15 protein-coding genes are annotated in these 15,908 nt (G+C 47.2%); all 15 read left to right on the forward strand.

All coding sequences use genetic code 11. The features are described from left to right. Positions 1-193 precede the first annotated feature (193 nt). The 15 genes from metG (at position 194) to mfd (ending at position 15,905) form a co-directional block, all read left to right on the forward strand. Positions 194-2,164: a methionine--tRNA ligase gene (metG, locus tag B0X71_RS00185; protein ID WP_077587581.1), complete on the forward strand. Its 1,971-nt coding sequence runs from the start codon at positions 194-196 to the stop codon at positions 2,162-2,164. 140 nt (positions 2,165-2,304) lie between these two features. Next, entirely contained in the window at positions 2,305-3,078 is a 774-nt protein-coding gene (locus B0X71_RS00190; RefSeq protein ID WP_077587582.1) for a TatD family hydrolase, read from the forward strand. Between the two features lie 82 nt (positions 3,079-3,160). Beyond that, positions 3,161-3,688, forward strand: coding sequence for a ubiquitin-like domain-containing protein (locus B0X71_RS00195; protein WP_077587583.1), 528 nt, complete (start codon positions 3,161-3,163; stop codon positions 3,686-3,688). 220 nt (positions 3,689-3,908) lie between these two features. Beyond that, positions 3,909-4,472, forward strand: coding sequence for a ribonuclease M5 (gene rnmV / locus B0X71_RS00200; RefSeq protein ID WP_077590840.1), 564 nt, complete (start codon positions 3,909-3,911; stop codon positions 4,470-4,472). Next, on the forward strand, positions 4,465-5,343 hold the full coding sequence (rsmA, locus tag B0X71_RS00205) for a 16S rRNA (adenine(1518)-N(6)/adenine(1519)-N(6))-dimethyltransferase RsmA (RefSeq protein ID WP_077587584.1): 879 nt from the start codon (positions 4,465-4,467) through the stop codon (positions 5,341-5,343). Before rnmV ends, rsmA begins: the two co-directional genes overlap by 8 nt. A gap of 152 nt (positions 5,344-5,495) precedes the next feature. After that, positions 5,496-5,759, forward strand: a complete 264-nt coding sequence (veg, locus tag B0X71_RS00210) for a biofilm formation stimulator Veg (RefSeq protein WP_077587585.1) — start codon at positions 5,496-5,498, stop codon at positions 5,757-5,759. Positions 5,760-5,875: 116 nt separating this feature from the next. Continuing rightward, a complete protein-coding gene (gene ispE / locus B0X71_RS00215) occupies positions 5,876-6,739 on the forward strand; it encodes a 4-(cytidine 5'-diphospho)-2-C-methyl-D-erythritol kinase (RefSeq protein ID WP_077587586.1) in 864 nt (287 codons plus the stop codon). A gap of 56 nt (positions 6,740-6,795) precedes the next feature. Then, on the forward strand, positions 6,796-7,629 hold the full coding sequence (gene purR, locus B0X71_RS00220; protein WP_077587587.1) for a pur operon repressor: 834 nt from the start codon (positions 6,796-6,798) through the stop codon (positions 7,627-7,629). Then, positions 7,626-8,003, forward strand: a complete 378-nt coding sequence (locus tag B0X71_RS00225; protein ID WP_077587588.1) for a RidA family protein — start codon at positions 7,626-7,628, stop codon at positions 8,001-8,003. The genes purR and B0X71_RS00225 overlap by 4 nt, the downstream gene beginning before the upstream one ends. 133 nt (positions 8,004-8,136) lie before the next feature. Further along, positions 8,137-8,421, forward strand: coding sequence for a septation regulator SpoVG (spoVG, locus tag B0X71_RS00230; protein ID WP_077587589.1), 285 nt, complete (start codon positions 8,137-8,139; stop codon positions 8,419-8,421). A gap of 153 nt (positions 8,422-8,574) precedes the next feature. Further along, on the forward strand, positions 8,575-9,948 hold the full coding sequence (glmU, locus tag B0X71_RS00235; protein WP_077587590.1) for a bifunctional UDP-N-acetylglucosamine diphosphorylase/glucosamine-1-phosphate N-acetyltransferase GlmU: 1,374 nt from the start codon (positions 8,575-8,577) through the stop codon (positions 9,946-9,948). Between the two features lie 15 nt (positions 9,949-9,963). Further along, on the forward strand, positions 9,964-10,929 hold the full coding sequence (locus B0X71_RS00240; protein WP_077587591.1) for a ribose-phosphate diphosphokinase: 966 nt from the start codon (positions 9,964-9,966) through the stop codon (positions 10,927-10,929). Positions 10,930-11,011: 82 nt separating this feature from the next. Next, the gene (locus B0X71_RS00245) at positions 11,012-11,683 is read left to right on the forward strand and encodes a 50S ribosomal protein L25/general stress protein Ctc (protein ID WP_077587592.1); all 672 of its coding nucleotides are present in this window, start codon (positions 11,012-11,014) and stop codon (positions 11,681-11,683) included. 67 nt (positions 11,684-11,750) lie between these two features. Beyond that, positions 11,751-12,314 (forward strand): aminoacyl-tRNA hydrolase, encoded by a 564-nt coding sequence (gene pth, locus B0X71_RS00250; protein ID WP_077590841.1) that lies wholly within the window; start codon positions 11,751-11,753, stop codon positions 12,312-12,314. A gap of 63 nt (positions 12,315-12,377) precedes the next feature. Beyond that, positions 12,378-15,905 carry a transcription-repair coupling factor gene (gene mfd, locus B0X71_RS00255; protein WP_077587593.1) on the forward strand — a complete coding sequence of 1,176 codons (3,528 nt, stop codon included), beginning with the start codon at positions 12,378-12,380 and terminating at the stop codon, positions 15,903-15,905. The last annotated feature ends 3 nt before the right edge of the window (positions 15,906-15,908 follow it).

A 15,908-nucleotide genomic window follows, 5' to 3' on the forward strand; every position in this document is an offset into this window, starting at 1 on the left:
CATACCAAGTAATGGGAATTTGGTCAATAAAAATTATGTAATTAATAATAAAATTTTGAAACTCGTTTTATTCGTTAGCAGAATAAAGCATTGGCTTGAAAGACACACAACAAGCGACAGAGCGAGAAATATTGTGCAAATAACATCCCTTCGCTACAATAAAACAGAGATTGAACAAACTGGAGGAATTGGTGTGAGTGAGCAACGCAAGACATTTTATATAACAACTCCGATTTACTATCCGAGCGGTAAATTCCATATCGGTACAGCTTATACAACAGTTGCTTCTGACGTAATTGCCCGTTATAAACGGTTGCGCGGATTCGATGTGCGTTTTCTGACCGGGATGGACGAGCACGGCCAGAAAATTGAGGAAAAAGCACAGGAAGCAGGAAAAGAACCGCAAGTATATGTGAATGAAATTGCGGAAGCCGCAAAGCAAGTATGGGCAACGATGGATATCACCTATGATGACTTTATCCAGACAACAGAAAAACGGCATACGGCTTCCGTCGAGAAGATTTTCCAGCGATTCTTAGATAATGGTGATATTTACAAAGGTGAATATGAGGGCTGGTACTGTACACCGTGTGAATCGTTTTTTACAGAAAGCCAGTTGGATGAGCACCAGCACTGCCCGGACTGCGGGCGCCCCGTCCATAAAGTCAAAGAGGAATCCTATTTCTTTAATATGAAGAAATATGCAGATCGCCTGCTGAAGTTCTATGAAGACAATCCGCATTTCATTGAGCCGGAATCCCGGAAAAATGAGATGGTCAATAATTTCATAAAGCCGGGCCTTGAGGATCTATCGGTCTCCCGCACATCGTTCGACTGGGGAATTCCGGTGCCGGGTGATCCAAAACACGTCATTTATGTCTGGGTGGATGCGCTGTCGAACTACATTACGGCGCTTGGATACGGCTCAGAAGATGAATCCCTGTTCCATAAGTATTGGCCGGCGGACGTACACGTTGTCGGGAAGGATATTGTGCGTTTCCATACGATTTATTGGCCGATCTTCCTGATGGCGCTTGATCTGCCGCTTCCAAAGAAAGTATTTGCCCATGGGTTCATCATGATGAAAGACGGTAAAATGTCCAAATCAAAGGGGAATGTCATTTATCCGGAAACTCTTGTGGAACGGTATGGATTGGACGCGACACGTTATTTCCTTCTGCGTGAACTTCCATTCGGTTCGGACGGTGTGTTTTCACCGGAAGCATTTGTTGAACGCACGAATTTCGACCTTGCAAACGATTTGGGTAACCTGCTGAACCGGACGATTTCCATGGTCAATAAGTATTTTGATGGAACGATTCCGCAAGTGGCAGGAACTGTAACTGCTTTTGACGAAAGCCTTCAAAAAATGGCGGCAGATACAATTGCTTCTTACGAGAAGCATATGGAAAAAATGCAGTTCAGTATTGTCCTGAGTGAATTATGGTCATTTATTTCACGGACCAATAAGTATATTGATGAGACACAGCCATGGGCGCTGGCGAAAGATGAAACAAACCGGGATCAGCTTGCTTCTGTCATGGCTCATCTGGCCGAGAGCCTGCGCTTTGCCGCAGTTATGCTGCAACCGTTTATGCCACATGCGCCGAAAAAAATCATTGAACAGCTTGGCCTTGCGGAAGAGCTGCTAAAATGGGAAACACTCAATGAGTTCGGCGGGATTCCGGAAGGGATAAATGTGGTTCAAAAAGGAACACCGATTTTCCCGCGCCTCGAAGTGGAACCGGAAGTTGCGTATATCCGGGAGCAGATGAAAGGATCGGCGCCGAAAGAGGAAGAAGCTGAAGTGCCGGCGGAAACGCCGGAAGCACCTGAGACGGATGAAATCACAATCGATGAATTTGCGAAAGTGGATTTGCGCGTGGCAACAGTAACGGATTGCGAACCTGTTCCTAAAACATCCAAACTGCTGAAACTGCAGGTGAATTTGGGATACGAACAGCGGCAGGTTATATCCGGTATCGCTGAGCATTATCAGCCGGATGACTTGATCGGCAAGAAAGTGATCGTTGTGACCAACCTGAAACCAGTCAAACTCAGAGGAGAACTGTCAGAGGGAATGATCCTTGCAGGCGAAGGCAGCGGATCGCTTAATGTCGTGACGGTTAATGATCATTTGCCGAATGGCACGCAGATCAAGTAAGGCAGAAAAGGCATCCCGTCAACTGACGGGATGCCTTTTGTATTAGAATAGTCATTATTTGTAATCACAATGTAATGATGCCGTGAACTATGAAATAGGTTTCTTTACTATAATGAATCCATGAAGCGAGGAGAATGACAATGTTTATTGATACACATGTTCATTTGAATGCAGACCAGTACGATGAAGATTTGAACGAAGTTATTCAGCGGGCACTGGACCAGCAGGTAAATACGATGGTGGTCGTGGGATTTGACCGCAAGACGATTGAACGGGCCATTGAACTGGCGGATAATTATGATTTTATCTATGCAACAATCGGATGGCATCCCGTTGATGCAATTGACTGTACGGACGAGGACTTGAAATGGATCGAGAAACTGGCGGCTCACCCGAAAGTAGTTGGAATCGGGGAAACGGGTCTCGATTATCATTGGGATAAATCACCAAAAGAAATTCAGCAGGAAGTATTTCGGAAGCAGATTGCACTGGCGAAACGAGTAAGTCTGCCAATTATCATACACAACCGGGAAGCCACAGCGGATGTGCTGCACATTCTGCAAGAGGAAAATGCAAAAGAAGCAGGCGGTATCATGCATTGCTTTGCAGGCACTCCGGAAGAAGCACAGGAAAGCATTGACATGAATTTCAAGATTTCACTTGGTGGCCCGGTAACATTTAAGAATGCTAAGCAGCCAAAAGAAGTAGCGAAAGCAGTTGCGCTTGAGCACTTGTTGATCGAAACGGATGCTCCTTATCTGGCTCCGCATCCGTATCGCGGCAAACGGAATGAACCATCCTATGTTCCGCTTGTAGCAGAGGAAATCGCACGGCTGAAAGAGCTGTCAATTGAAGAAGTTGCAAAAGCAACAACAGAAAATGCCCGGAAGTTTTTTGGCCTGACGCACTCGTAACGCTTTGGGAAAAGTGCTGCACACAGAGTCTGGTTTCGGTAGGGTCGTGCTGTTCTGCTCATTGTGTTAAGGAGGAAAATCTATGTTCATCAATTTCAACAGGCGTTCAGTCATAAGTAGTAAACAAAAGAAAAAGATCGGCTCCATAATTGTTCTGGTTCTGTTGTTATTAGGTGCTATGACTGCTTTAATGGTTAATGAAAATTCGAAAAATACCATTACGTTTACTGCAAACGGCCAGACTGAACAGGTCCAGACACATGCAAAAACGGTCAATGCGTTTCTAAAAGAACAAAATGTGGATTTTGGTGAACACGATTATATTTTCCCTTCAGTGAACCAGTCAATTCATGGCGACATGGCGATCGAATGGGCACAAGCAGAACAGTATGCTATCTCATTGGAAGATAAAAAAATCACCGCCTGGGCAACAAGCAATCGAGTGAAGGATATTCTGGAAAAAGCGGATGTTACGTTATCTGAACACGAGCGTGTAACACCTGGACTTAGTGAAAAAGCACAGGCTCATATCCCGATTACTATCGAGAGCATTGAAGCAAATGTGGATCAGCAAGCAGCCGGCCGGCATGAGAGCGCTTCTGCAAACTGACTGAAATAATTACCGTTGCAGGCCTTTCCAAAAGAGGAAAGGCTTTTTTGATGTTCAGTTTCACTTAGGTAGCCCGCAAGCTCATTTCATTTGTTCCCGTGAAATCAGCGTTTAACTGTCACAAGACCAATTTGGGTTTGTATAGCTCTCTCTGCTTTTCTGGCTTCTGATCCATCTGTGCGGTAAAATAAGCAAGGATTAAGGGAATGGAGAAATGAACGTGAATATACAAGAAGTGATCGTAGTAGAAGGAAAAGACGATACAGTAGCAGTAAAGCGTGCGATAGGTGCAGATACAATTGAAACAAACGGATCAGCAGTTTCATTTCGAACGCTCGAACAGATTGCACACGCGTTTGAAAAGAGAGGTGTAATTGTCTTCACCGACCCCGATTATCCGGGCAGGCGAATCAGAGCCATCATTGAAGAACATGTGCCGGGTGTGAAGCATGCATTCCTCGAGAAGAATAGAACGCTTGCACCAAATGGCAAGGGGTTGGGGATAGAACACGCAACAGATGAAGATATTCGGGAAGCACTGGCCGCAGTCTATACCAGACGGGATGCAGGTGCTATGTGGCAACCGACACTTACGGATTTATTGGAACATCGGCTGACTGCTCATCCGGCTGCGCGCCTCAGACGTGAGCGGCTGGGAGATCTGTTGAAAATCGGTTATACGAATGCGAAAGGTCTACAGAAGCGGCTGCGCATGTTCGGCATAACAGCCCAGCAATTCGAGGAAGCAGTCCGGACCTTAGATCAGGAGGAAGAGCATGATTAAAGATATTGCAACACCAGTCCGAACAAAAGAAATTATGGCAAAACATGGACTCACGTTCAAAAAAAGCCTGGGGCAAAATTTTCTGATCGACCCGAATATCCTGCGGAATATCACAAGCCACGCCGGTCTGACTAAAGAAACAGCAACAATAGAAATTGGACCGGGAATCGGCGCACTGACAGAACACCTTGCCCGCACTTCTGGGAAAGTGGTTGCGTTTGAGATTGACCAGCGGCTCCTGCCGGTATTGAAAGATACACTCTCTCCTTATGACAACGTTGAAGTAATCCACTCGGATATTCTTAAAGCGGATGTCGGGGAAGTAATTGCGCAGGAATTTGCCGGCTATGAGGATATTATGGTTGTGGCCAATTTGCCTTATTATGTAACGACCCCGATCATTCTTAAACTTTTGTTGGAAAAACTGCCTATTCGCGGACTGGTCGTTATGCTGCAAAAAGAAGTGGCTGAACGTATTACCGCCAATCCAGGGACAAAAGCATATGGTTCCCTGTCAATCGTCATCCAGTACTATACAAAAGCGGAGATGGTCATGACCGTGCCGAAATCGGTCTTTATGCCGCAGCCCAATGTGGATTCGGCTGTTATCCGGATGACCCGGCGAGAAGTGCCTCCAGTTGCTGTAGTGAATGAAGATTTTTTCTTTGAAGTGACACGGGCTTCGTTTGCACAGCGACGAAAAACATTGCTGAATAACTTACAGGCTCAGCTGCCAAACGGGAAAGCGAAAAAAGAGCAAGTACTTTTGGCATTGGAGACAGCAGGGATCGATTCTGGAAGAAGAGGTGAAACTCTCTCGCTTAAAGAGTTCGGCCGCCTGGCAGATGCACTTTATCCTGAATTCGGTTAATTAAGAAACAGGACTTTACGCCAGTTTATGAAAAAGTAAAAAAAGGACATTACTCAGTTGACATCGAATAATGAATGTTGCTAAAATGTTTAATTTATTTGACAAATTGAATTTTTTGTGCTACACTTCTGACATAGTGAGGTGTAGACAAAATGCCAAGAACATTAGCGGATATCAAAAAATCACTGGACTTGCATTTAGGAAAGCGGCTTCTACTGAAAGCGAACGGCGGACGCAAAAAAACCGTTGAGCGAGCGGGGATACTGCGTGAGACCTATCCTTCCGTTTTTGTCGTGGAGCTCGATCAGGACGAAAATGCGTTTGAACGAGTGTCTTACAGCTACACAGATGTATTAACAGAGGCAGTAGAGGTTACTGTCTGCAGCGGACAGGAAGAAGCCTTGGCTGTAAAGTAAAGCAGAGTTTCGTTTTGTGAAAAAAGCACACAATGCCAGAGATGGCGTCGTGTGCTTTTTTTGCGTCTCTCTGTGGTAAACTAAATTCACGAGTATGCGGAAAAGGAGAGAACAGAATGCTTTACGTTAAAGCGCCGGCCAAAATCAACCTGACACTTGATGTTCTCCATAAGCGGGAGGATGGCTATCATGAGGTTGAAATGATTATGACAACAGTGGACCTGGCCGACAGGATCGGATTAACGGCAACAGCCGGAGAAATTCGGATTGATTCCGCAGATCGGTTTGTACCAAGTGATGCACGGAACTTGGCGTATCAGGCTGCACAATTATTGAAAGATACATATCAGGTAAAACAGGGCGTCGCCATCACAATCGACAAACAGATTCCGGTTGCTGCCGGCCTTGCAGGCGGCAGCAGTGATGCTGCAGCAACGCTTAAGGGATTAAATCAGCTGTGGCAATTGAACTTGTCCGAAGATGAACTTGCACATCTTGGTGCACAGATCGGTTCCGATGTGTCATTTTGTGTATATGGTGGAACCGCACTTGCAAAAGGCCGCGGAGAGAAGATTAGGCATTTGCCATCGCCTCCGAGCTGCTGGGTGATCTTGGCGAAACCGTCAATCGGCGTTTCGACTGCTGAAGTGTATGGCGGATTTAATCCCGAAAAGGCGGTTCATCCGGATACCCAAGGAATGATCCGGGCAATCGAGACAGGGAATTACACAGACATGTGTGCATTATTGGGGAATTCACTGGAAAGTGTCACGCTGGATATGCATGCTGAAGTTGCACAGATTAAAGAACAGATGAAAAAATTCGGAGCTGATGCCGTGTTGATGAGCGGCAGCGGCCCCACTGTATTTGGACTGGTGGAACAGGAACTTCGGATTCCGAGAATTTATAACGGGCTGCGGGGCTTTTGTGATGAAGTTTATGCAGTCCGCCTGCTTGGTGATCGGCAGCCTCTTGCTTAAAGGCGGATATTTATGTTAAATTTTTAATAAATTATTCGGATTTAGGAGAGGGATTAATGAAGTGGAAGCGCAGTGAACGTTTGGTTGATATGACATATTATTTATTGGAACACCCGCATAAGTTAATTCCACTCACTTACTTCTCAGAACTTTATGAGTCTGCTAAGTCCTCGATCAGCGAAGACTTGGGAATCGTGAAAGAGACGTTCGAAACAAAAGGAATTGGTTTGCTTATCACTGTTCCCGGTGCAGCCGGCGGCGTAAAATATGTGCCGAAACTGCATCTGGATGAAGCAGAAAACACAGTGAGTGATTTAATAACGGAGCTAAGCAGATCTGACCGGCTCTTGCCCGGCGGTTATTTGTTCATGACCGATGTGCTCGGTAATCCGGAAATGATGAACCGGGTCGGGAAAGTATTTGCAACGGCCTATGCATCCGAAAAAGTGGATGCAGTCATGACGGTTGCCACAAAAGGAATCCCGATTGCCCATGCAATTGCCCGGCATTTGAATGTTCCGGTTATCGTTGTACGGCGGGACAGCAAGGTGACGGAAGGGCCGACAGTCAGTATCAATTATGTGTCAGGATCTGCAAGACGCATCCAGACGATGGTGCTTTCAAAACGCAGCATGAAAAGCGGTCAGCGGGTCCTGATCACTGATGACTTCATGAAAGTCGGCGGGACAATGAATGGCATGAAAAGCCTGCTGGAAGAGTTCGGCTGTGCACTCGCCGGCGTAGCAGTACTCGTTGAAGATGGCCATGCGGATAAACAGCTTGCTGATGATTATTTATCACTTGTAAAATTATGTGATGTCGATGAACGGAACCGGACCATTCAATTGGAAGCCGGAAACTTTTTAACAGAAGGAGGATTTACTTCATGAAGTATGTAGCAACAGATAAAGCACCGGCAGCAATCGGGCCATATTCGCAGGGAATTGCAATTAATGGAATATTCTACAGTTCAGGACAGATTCCATTAACTGCTGCAGGGGATCTGGTGACCGGCACAATCACCGAACAGACGCATCAAGTATTCGCAAACCTGCAAGCCGTACTTGAAGAAGCCGGGTCTTCGCTGGATCGGGTTATAAAAGCCACTGTATTCGTTAAGGACATGAGCGATTTCGCGACATTAAATGATGTCTATGCTTCTTATTTTGGTGATCATAAGCCTGCGCGTTCTACTGTGGAAGTGGCACGGCTTCCAAAAGACGTGAAAGTTGAAATTGAAGTGATTGCGCTCATTGGTAGCTAACGAAGAATATTACTGCAAAATTTTTGAAAAAAACAGTTTAATTTAAAAGAGGAACTTCCACTTCTATGTCGAAACCATATAAGACAAAGTCTCTATGACTTTATAAGGCTTTACGACGAGAGGTGGTGAGAGAATGGAAGTCACTGATGTACGGCTGCGCCGGGTCGAGACAGAAGGAAGAATGAAAGCCGTCGCTTCCATCACGCTGGATGGGGAATTCGTCATTCATGACATCCGGGTGATTGAAGGAAACTCGGGCCTGTTTGTGGCCATGCCGAGTAAACGGTCACCGGACGGGGAATTTCGCGATATCGCTCATCCGATCAATCCGGATGCACGTGGGAAAGTTCAGAAAGCGGTGCTGACAGCTTATGAACAGAGCGCAGAACCGGAGCGCGTCCAAGAAGCTATCCTTTAATTTAAGTCTGCAGTAAGAGTCTCCGATCGCGATGAGGCTCTTTTTTTTGTGCTGAAAAAGCCAATGGTTTCACCGATCAGCGCCGTACCTTGAAAAACGAGGGGGTTTGGGCTACTCTTAATAGTGAATCTACGAATAAGCGGAGGCTGAGAGATGACTCATACATATGCAGTAATTCTGGCTGCAGGACAAGGGACACGCATGAAATCAAAATTATATAAAGTGTTGCACCCAGTCAGCGGTATGCCGATGGTTGAGCATGTCGTGCGCAATGTCAGTGAAATTGGTGCTGATAAAATTGTGACCGTCGTCGGCCATGGCGCTGAAAAAGTGAAAGAACAGCTTGGCGACAGAAGCGAGTACGTGCTGCAGGAACAGCAGCTTGGAACTGCGCATGCGGTTCAGCAGGCAAGTTCATTGATCGAAGGCCTTCCAGGCGTCACGCTGGTGGTATGCGGTGACACGCCACTTATCCGGCCGGAGACGATGCAGGCGCTCATGCAGCATCATGAGGACGAAAAAGCGAAAGCCACCATCCTTACAGCAATTGCGGAAAATCCGACAGGTTATGGACGCATCATCCGGGATGCCGGCGGGGATGTAGCAAAAATCGTCGAGCAGAAAGATGCTTCACCGAAAGAGCGGCAAGTAAAGGAAATTAATACAGGCACTTATTGCTTTGATAATAAAGCGCTATTTGAAGCGCTGAAGCAAGTATCAAATGAAAATGCACAAGGTGAGTACTACCTTCCGGACGTCATCGAAATTCTTCAGCAGCAGGGAGAAACAGTCTCTGCCTATGCAACAGAAGATTTCAGTGAAACGCTCGGTGTGAATGACCGGGTGGCATTAGCGGAAGCTGAGCGGCTCATGCGGCTGCGCGTTTCAGAAAAACATATGCGGAACGGTGTCTCCATTATCGATCCCGCTTCTGCTTATATCAGTCCGCTGGCGGAAATCGGCCGGGATACGATCATTCAGCCGAATGTGATGATCGAAGGTGCGGTGAAAATCGGAGAAGATTGCCTTATCGGGCCGAACAGCCAGATTGCAGACAGTGAAATCGGTGATCGGACAACGGTCCATTCATCTGTCATTCGAAACAGCAAAGTCGGAGCTGATACATCCGTGGGACCATTTGCGAACATCCGCCCGGATTCACGCCTTGGCGATGCTGTGAAAATCGGCAATTTCGTTGAAGTGAAAAAGTCGACACTTGGAAAAGGAAGTAAAGTGTCTCACTTAAGCTATATCGGGGACGCGGAAGTGGGCACGGATGTCAATGTGGGCTGTGGCACAATCACTGTTAATTATGACGGTAAAAATAAACATTTGACCCAGATCGGTGATGATTCGTTCATCGGCTGCAACTCGAATCTGATTGCACCAGTGACAATCGGAAAAGGTGCTTATGTGGCAGCCGGCTCCACCATTTCCAAGGATGTCCCTGAAGAAGCACTGGCCATTGCCAGAGCCCGTCAGGAAAACAAAGAAGATTATGTGCAAAAACTAAACCTGAAAAAGTAGGAGGGACTCCGTCCGATGGGTTATGCGTTCGATGGAAGCACGAAATTGAAAATCTTCTCACTCAACTCCAATGAACCGCTGGCAGCTGAAATTGCTGCCGAGGTTGGTTTGCCCCTTGGCAGATGCTCAGTCAACCGCTTCAGCGATGGTGAAATCCAGATCAATATTGAAGAAAGTATCCGGGGATACGATGTGTTCATCGTACAGTCAACTTCTAAACCGGTTAATGAAAACCTGATGGAGCTGCTGATTATGATTGATGCTGTAAAACGGGCTTCGGCCCGGACGGTGAATGTGGTCATCCCTTATTACGGCTATGCCCGTCAAGACCGGAAAGCGAGATCACGGGAGCCGATTACGGCAAAGCTGGTGGCCAATCTGCTGGAAACAGCCGGAGCAACGCGAGTCGTTGTGCTTGATCTTCATGCCCCGCAAATCCAAGGGTTTTTCGATATCCTGATTGATCACCTGCTCGCTGTGCCGCTCTTATCAGATTACTTTAAGAAACAGAGCGGGATCAATTTGGATGACGTTATCATCGTATCGCCGGACCATGGCGGTGTAACACGCGCCCGGAAGATGGCCGACCGGCTGAAAGCGCCGATTGCCATTATTGACAAACGACGTCCCCGTCCGAATGTGGCAGAGGTGATGAATATTGTCGGTAACGTGGAGGGCAAGACAGCCATCCTTATTGATGACATCATTGATACCGCAGGCACCATCACAATTGCTGCCGATGCGTTGATTAAAAACGGGGCAAAAGAAGTTTATGCCTGTTGTTCTCATCCGGTACTTTCAGGGCCGGCTATGCAGCGGATTGATGATTCACCGATCAAGGAACTCGTGGTGACGAATTCCATTTACCTGCCGGCAGACGAACGCTCTGCAAAAATCAAGCAATTATCAGTAGCCAGCCTGCTTGCAGAAACAATTGCTCGTGTATATGAACAAAAGTCCGTTAGCTCACTGTTTGACTGAGCGTCCATGTTTTGATTTCCTTCCTTAGGGTAAATACCTACTATCGATAAATATGCAGAGAATTCAGGAGGGTGACAAACACATGGCTACAATTATGACTGCTCAAACAAGAGAAAGTAAAGCGCCGAATTCGGTGCTGACAGAACTCAGGAACGGCGGTTTCGTCCCTGGCGTGGTATATGGTTACCAAACAGAAACGTTATCAATTACTGTTTCAGAAAAAGATTTAATCCGCACGCTGCGAGAGACAGGACGCAATGGCGTTATCTCGCTTGAAGTGGATGGCAACAGAACCAATGTCGTATTGAACGATTATCAGATGGATGCACTGAAAGGCAGTTTCGAACATGTGGATTTCTTAGCGATCAACATGACTGAAGACCTTGAAGTGGAAACGGTCGTACACCTGATCGGAGAATCGAAAGGTGTGGAAGAAGGCGGCGTCTTGAACCAGCCGAATCGAGAAATCACATTGAAAGTGAAGCCGTCCGATATTCCGGATGCTGTCGAAATTGATGTGACGGATCTGGATATTGGCGATTCCCTGACAGTAGGCGATGTGCGTGAGCGCATTCCATATGAAATCTTAAGTGAAGATGATTATGTGCTTGTAAACGTATTTGCGCCTCGTGTCGAAGAGGAGCCGGAAACGGAAGAAACAGACGAAGAAGCTGAAGCGGGAGCTGAAGAGACTCCAGCTGAAGGCGACAAAGCAGCGAATACTGCTGAAGACGGAGAAGAAGCACAAGAATAAGATGGCAACGAGCTATTGGGGACTGTCCATCGGCAGTCCCTTTTTTTGTGAAGATGAGGTGAAGGAAATGAAATTAATTGTCGGGCTTGGAAATCCGGGAAGAACTTATGAAGATACCCGTCACAATATTGGGTTTAAAGTCATTGACCGACTCGCAGCTGAGTGGAATGCCCCGCTGATGCAGTCGAAATTCAATGGGGTTTTTGCGACTGTTCACCGACCGGGAGGCAAGGTGGTTCTCTTAAAGCCACTGACCTATATGAATCTGTCAGGTGAGTGCGTCCGGCCGCTGATGGATTATTTCGATATCGGACCCGATGAATTGACAGTCGTTTATGATGACCTTGATTTGCCGACCGGCCAGGTTCGGCTTCGGCAAAAAGGCAGTGCCGGTGGACATAACGGTATTAAATCACTTATTGCCCATCTCGGCACGCAGCAATTTAATCGGATCCGCATTGGAATCAGCCGGCCGCCTGCCGGTATGCGCGTGCCTGACTATGTATTGTCAAAGTTCCGGGAAGAAGAAGAACAGCCGGTTGCTGAGGCGGTTAAGAATGCAGCGGCAGCATGTGAATACTGGCTTGAAAAGCCGTATCCAGAAGTCATGAACAAATTTAATGGATCATAATGCTTTGGCGTCTAGACGCACAAAGCCTTTTTCTATTTTTAATTATATGGAGGAGGTACAGGAATGGAGCCGATACTACAGTCATTTACAACAGAGGAAGCCATCCGGACATTTCTGGGAGACCTGAAAAACGGAAAGGACCGTCAGCTCATTTCAGGCTTGTCCGGCAGCGCCCGTCCTGTATTATATAAAGCCGTCCAGAAAGAGCTTGGAAAACCATTGCTGGTTGTCGCACCGACCCTGTTTCACGCACAGCGGGTTTATGAAGATCTCGTGCGGCTTGCCGGTGATGAAAGTGTCCGGCTTTACCCGGCGGATGAATTGCTGGCAGCCGAACTTGCATTTTCGGGTCCTGAATTGCGTTCCCAGCGAATTGAAACACTCGATCATATGGCGAATGGCGGAACGGGAATATATGTAACGTCGCTGGCCGGGCTCAGAAAACATTTACCTAAACCCGGACGCTGGGCTGCTTTTTCTCTATTTGCAGAAGAAGGCGGAGAAGTGGATGCGGGTAAATGGCTTCAGAAATTAGTCGCAATGGGATACGAGCGGGCCGGCATGGTCACGACACCTGGAGAGTTTGCCCTGCGTGGCGGCATTCTGGACATTTATCCGCTTACATCTGAACATCCGGTGAGAATTGAACTATTTGATACAGATGTTGATTCAATCCGTACATTTTCAGCTGAAGACCAACGCTCACTTGATAAACTGAAAACTATTCACGTTCTTCCGGCGACGGAATTTATTCTGGAACAGACGGACAGAGAGCAGCTTGCAGAGCGACTCGAAGAGCAATTGGGAATGACATTGAGAAACGTAAAAAATGACGAGGTAAAACAAGCCCTCTTGAAATTTGTCCGGCATGATGTTGAGCTGCTGAAGGAAGGGAATATGCCGGAACAGGGAACAAAGTATGCTGCCCTTACGGAAGGACAGACGGCCTTCTTGACTGATTATTTTCCATCAGATGGTTTGGTGTTTCTGGATGAAATTGGACGAATTCAGGAAACCGAAGAATCACTCGACCGCCAAGAAAATGAAATGGCGGTATCGCTTCTGGAAGAAGGGGAATTTGTGCATGGCATTCAACTTGCCCATTCTTTCCGAGATTGCTTGGATCGAATGGACCAGCAGGTGACATTCCTGTCCCTGTTCGCCCGCTCATTCTCAGGCATGCAGCTGAAAAAAACCGTGAATTTCTCCTGTAAACCGATGCAGGCATTCCACGGTCAGATGAATTTGCTGAAAAGTGAATTTGATCGCTGGCAGCAAGGGAATTTCCAACTCTTTATTACGGCTCGCGGCGATGACAGAATGGATAAAGTGCAGGCGGTGCTGGCAGACTATGAAATGGAAGCGGCACGCTGGACGCCGGATACCCGACTGCAGGACGGGAAAGCCTATATCGTAGATGGTGAATTGTCTGCCGGATTCGAGCTTCCGCTTCAGCGACTGGCTGTTATTACAGATGCAGAACTGTTCAAACAGCAAGGCAAAAAGCGGAAAAGACGGCCGCAGAAGCTGTCAAACGCAGAGCGCATTAAGAGCTATTCGGAGATCAAACCAGGCGATTATATTGTACACGCACATCATGGGATCGGCCGGTATATCGGTATTGAAACACTTGAAGTAAACGGCAATCATAAAGATTATTTGCATATCCGTTACCGGGCTGATGACAAATTATATGTTCCGGTCGACCAGATCGATCTTGTTCAGAAGTATGTCGCTTCAGAAGAGCGGGAACCGAAGCTTCATAAAATGGGCGGCGCTGAGTGGAAGAAGACGAAATCGAAAGTATCCGCTGCAGTCAAGGACATTGCAGATGATCTGATCAAGCTGTATGCGGAACGGGAGTCAAAGAAAGGGTTCGCTTTCTCGGAAGACCAGGAACTGCAAAGCCAGTTTGAAGCGGAGTTTCCATACGAGGAAACAGATGATCAATTGCGCTCGATTCATGAAGTCAAACGGGATATGGAAAAAGAGCGGCCGATGGATCGCCTGTTATGCGGAGATGTCGGATACGGAAAAACAGAAGTGGCGATCCGGGCGGCTTTTAAAGCAGTATTGGATGGCAAACAAGTAGCCTTTCTTGTCCCGACAACTATACTTGCTCAGCAGCATTACGAAACGATGAAAGACCGCTTCAAGGATTATCCGGTCGAAATAGGTTTGCTGAACCGTTTCCGCACAAAGAAAGAGCAGGCAGAAACCACAAAAGGATTGAAAACAGGAACAGTTGATATTGTCGTCGGTACGCATCGCTTGTTGTCGAAGGATGTGGTATATCAGGATCTTGGTCTGCTCGTCGTCGACGAAGAGCAGCGATTCGGTGTGACGCACAAGGAAAAAATCAAACAGCTAAAAACGAATGTGGATGTTCTGACGCTGACAGCTACTCCGATTCCGCGTACCCTTCACATGTCCATGGTCGGTGTCCGGGACTTGTCTGTTATTGAGACACCACCGGCTGATCGGTATCCGGTGCAGACGTATGTTATGGAATCGAACGGCGGTCTTGTCCGGGAAGCGATCGAGCGGGAAATGGCACGCGGGGGTCAGACATTCTATTTATATAACCGGGTGGACGATATGACCCGGAAAGTAAGTGAAATTCAGGAACTTGTCCCGGAAGCCCGTGTGGGACACGCGCATGGACAGATGTCGGAGACAGAACTTGAGTCGGTCATCCTGAGTTTTCTGGACGGGGAATATGATGTGCTGGTGACAACAACCATTATTGAGACCGGTATTGATATTCCAAACGTCAATACGTTGATCATTCACGATGCAGATAAAATGGGGCTTTCCCAATTGTATCAGCTGCGGGGGCGTGTCGGACGTTCAAACCGGGTGGCTTATGCCTACCTGCTGCATGAACGTGATAAAGTGCTGACAGATGTTGCTGAGAAACGGTTGCACGCCATCAAGGAATTTACGGAACTCGGATCCGGCTTTAAAATCGCCATGCGGGATCTATCCATCCGGGGAGCCGGAAACCTGCTTGGCTCACAGCAGCACGGCTTCATTGATTCTGTTGGGTTTGGTCTGTATTCGCAAATGCTTCAGGAAGCAGTCGAAGAAAAACAAACAGGCACACCAAAAGAAGCAGTGCCTGAAGTTGAGATTTCACTCGATACCGATGCGTACATTCCAGACAGTTATATTCCGGATGGTTACCAGAAGATCCAAATGTACAAGCGGATCAAAGGAATCGATACGGCCGAGGAAATGGAAGAGCTGCAGGATGAAATGATTGACCGGTTCGGAGACATACCGCTTGAAGTGGATCAATTGCTCCGAATTGCCCGTATGAAAGTCTGGGCACGCACTGCCCGGGCATTTTCCATAAAGCAAAACGGCCAATATACGGAAATCCGGCTGACCCAGGAGGGCTCCAAGTCAATTGATGGCGGAAAATTGATGCAAGACACAGCTGTTTTTGGCAAAGCTGTCGGTTTCCAGGTGAATGGTCAGGAACTTGTCTTGCGGATTGACGAGAAAAAAATAGCGAAGAACCATCCGTTCGATGTGCTTGAATCTGTTATGAAAATGCTGCCTGACTCACTCCGGAATGCGGCATAGTCA

Source organism: Planococcus lenghuensis, from assembly GCF_001999905.1.
Taxonomy (GTDB): domain Bacteria; phylum Bacillota; class Bacilli; order Bacillales_A; family Planococcaceae; genus Indiicoccus; species Indiicoccus lenghuensis.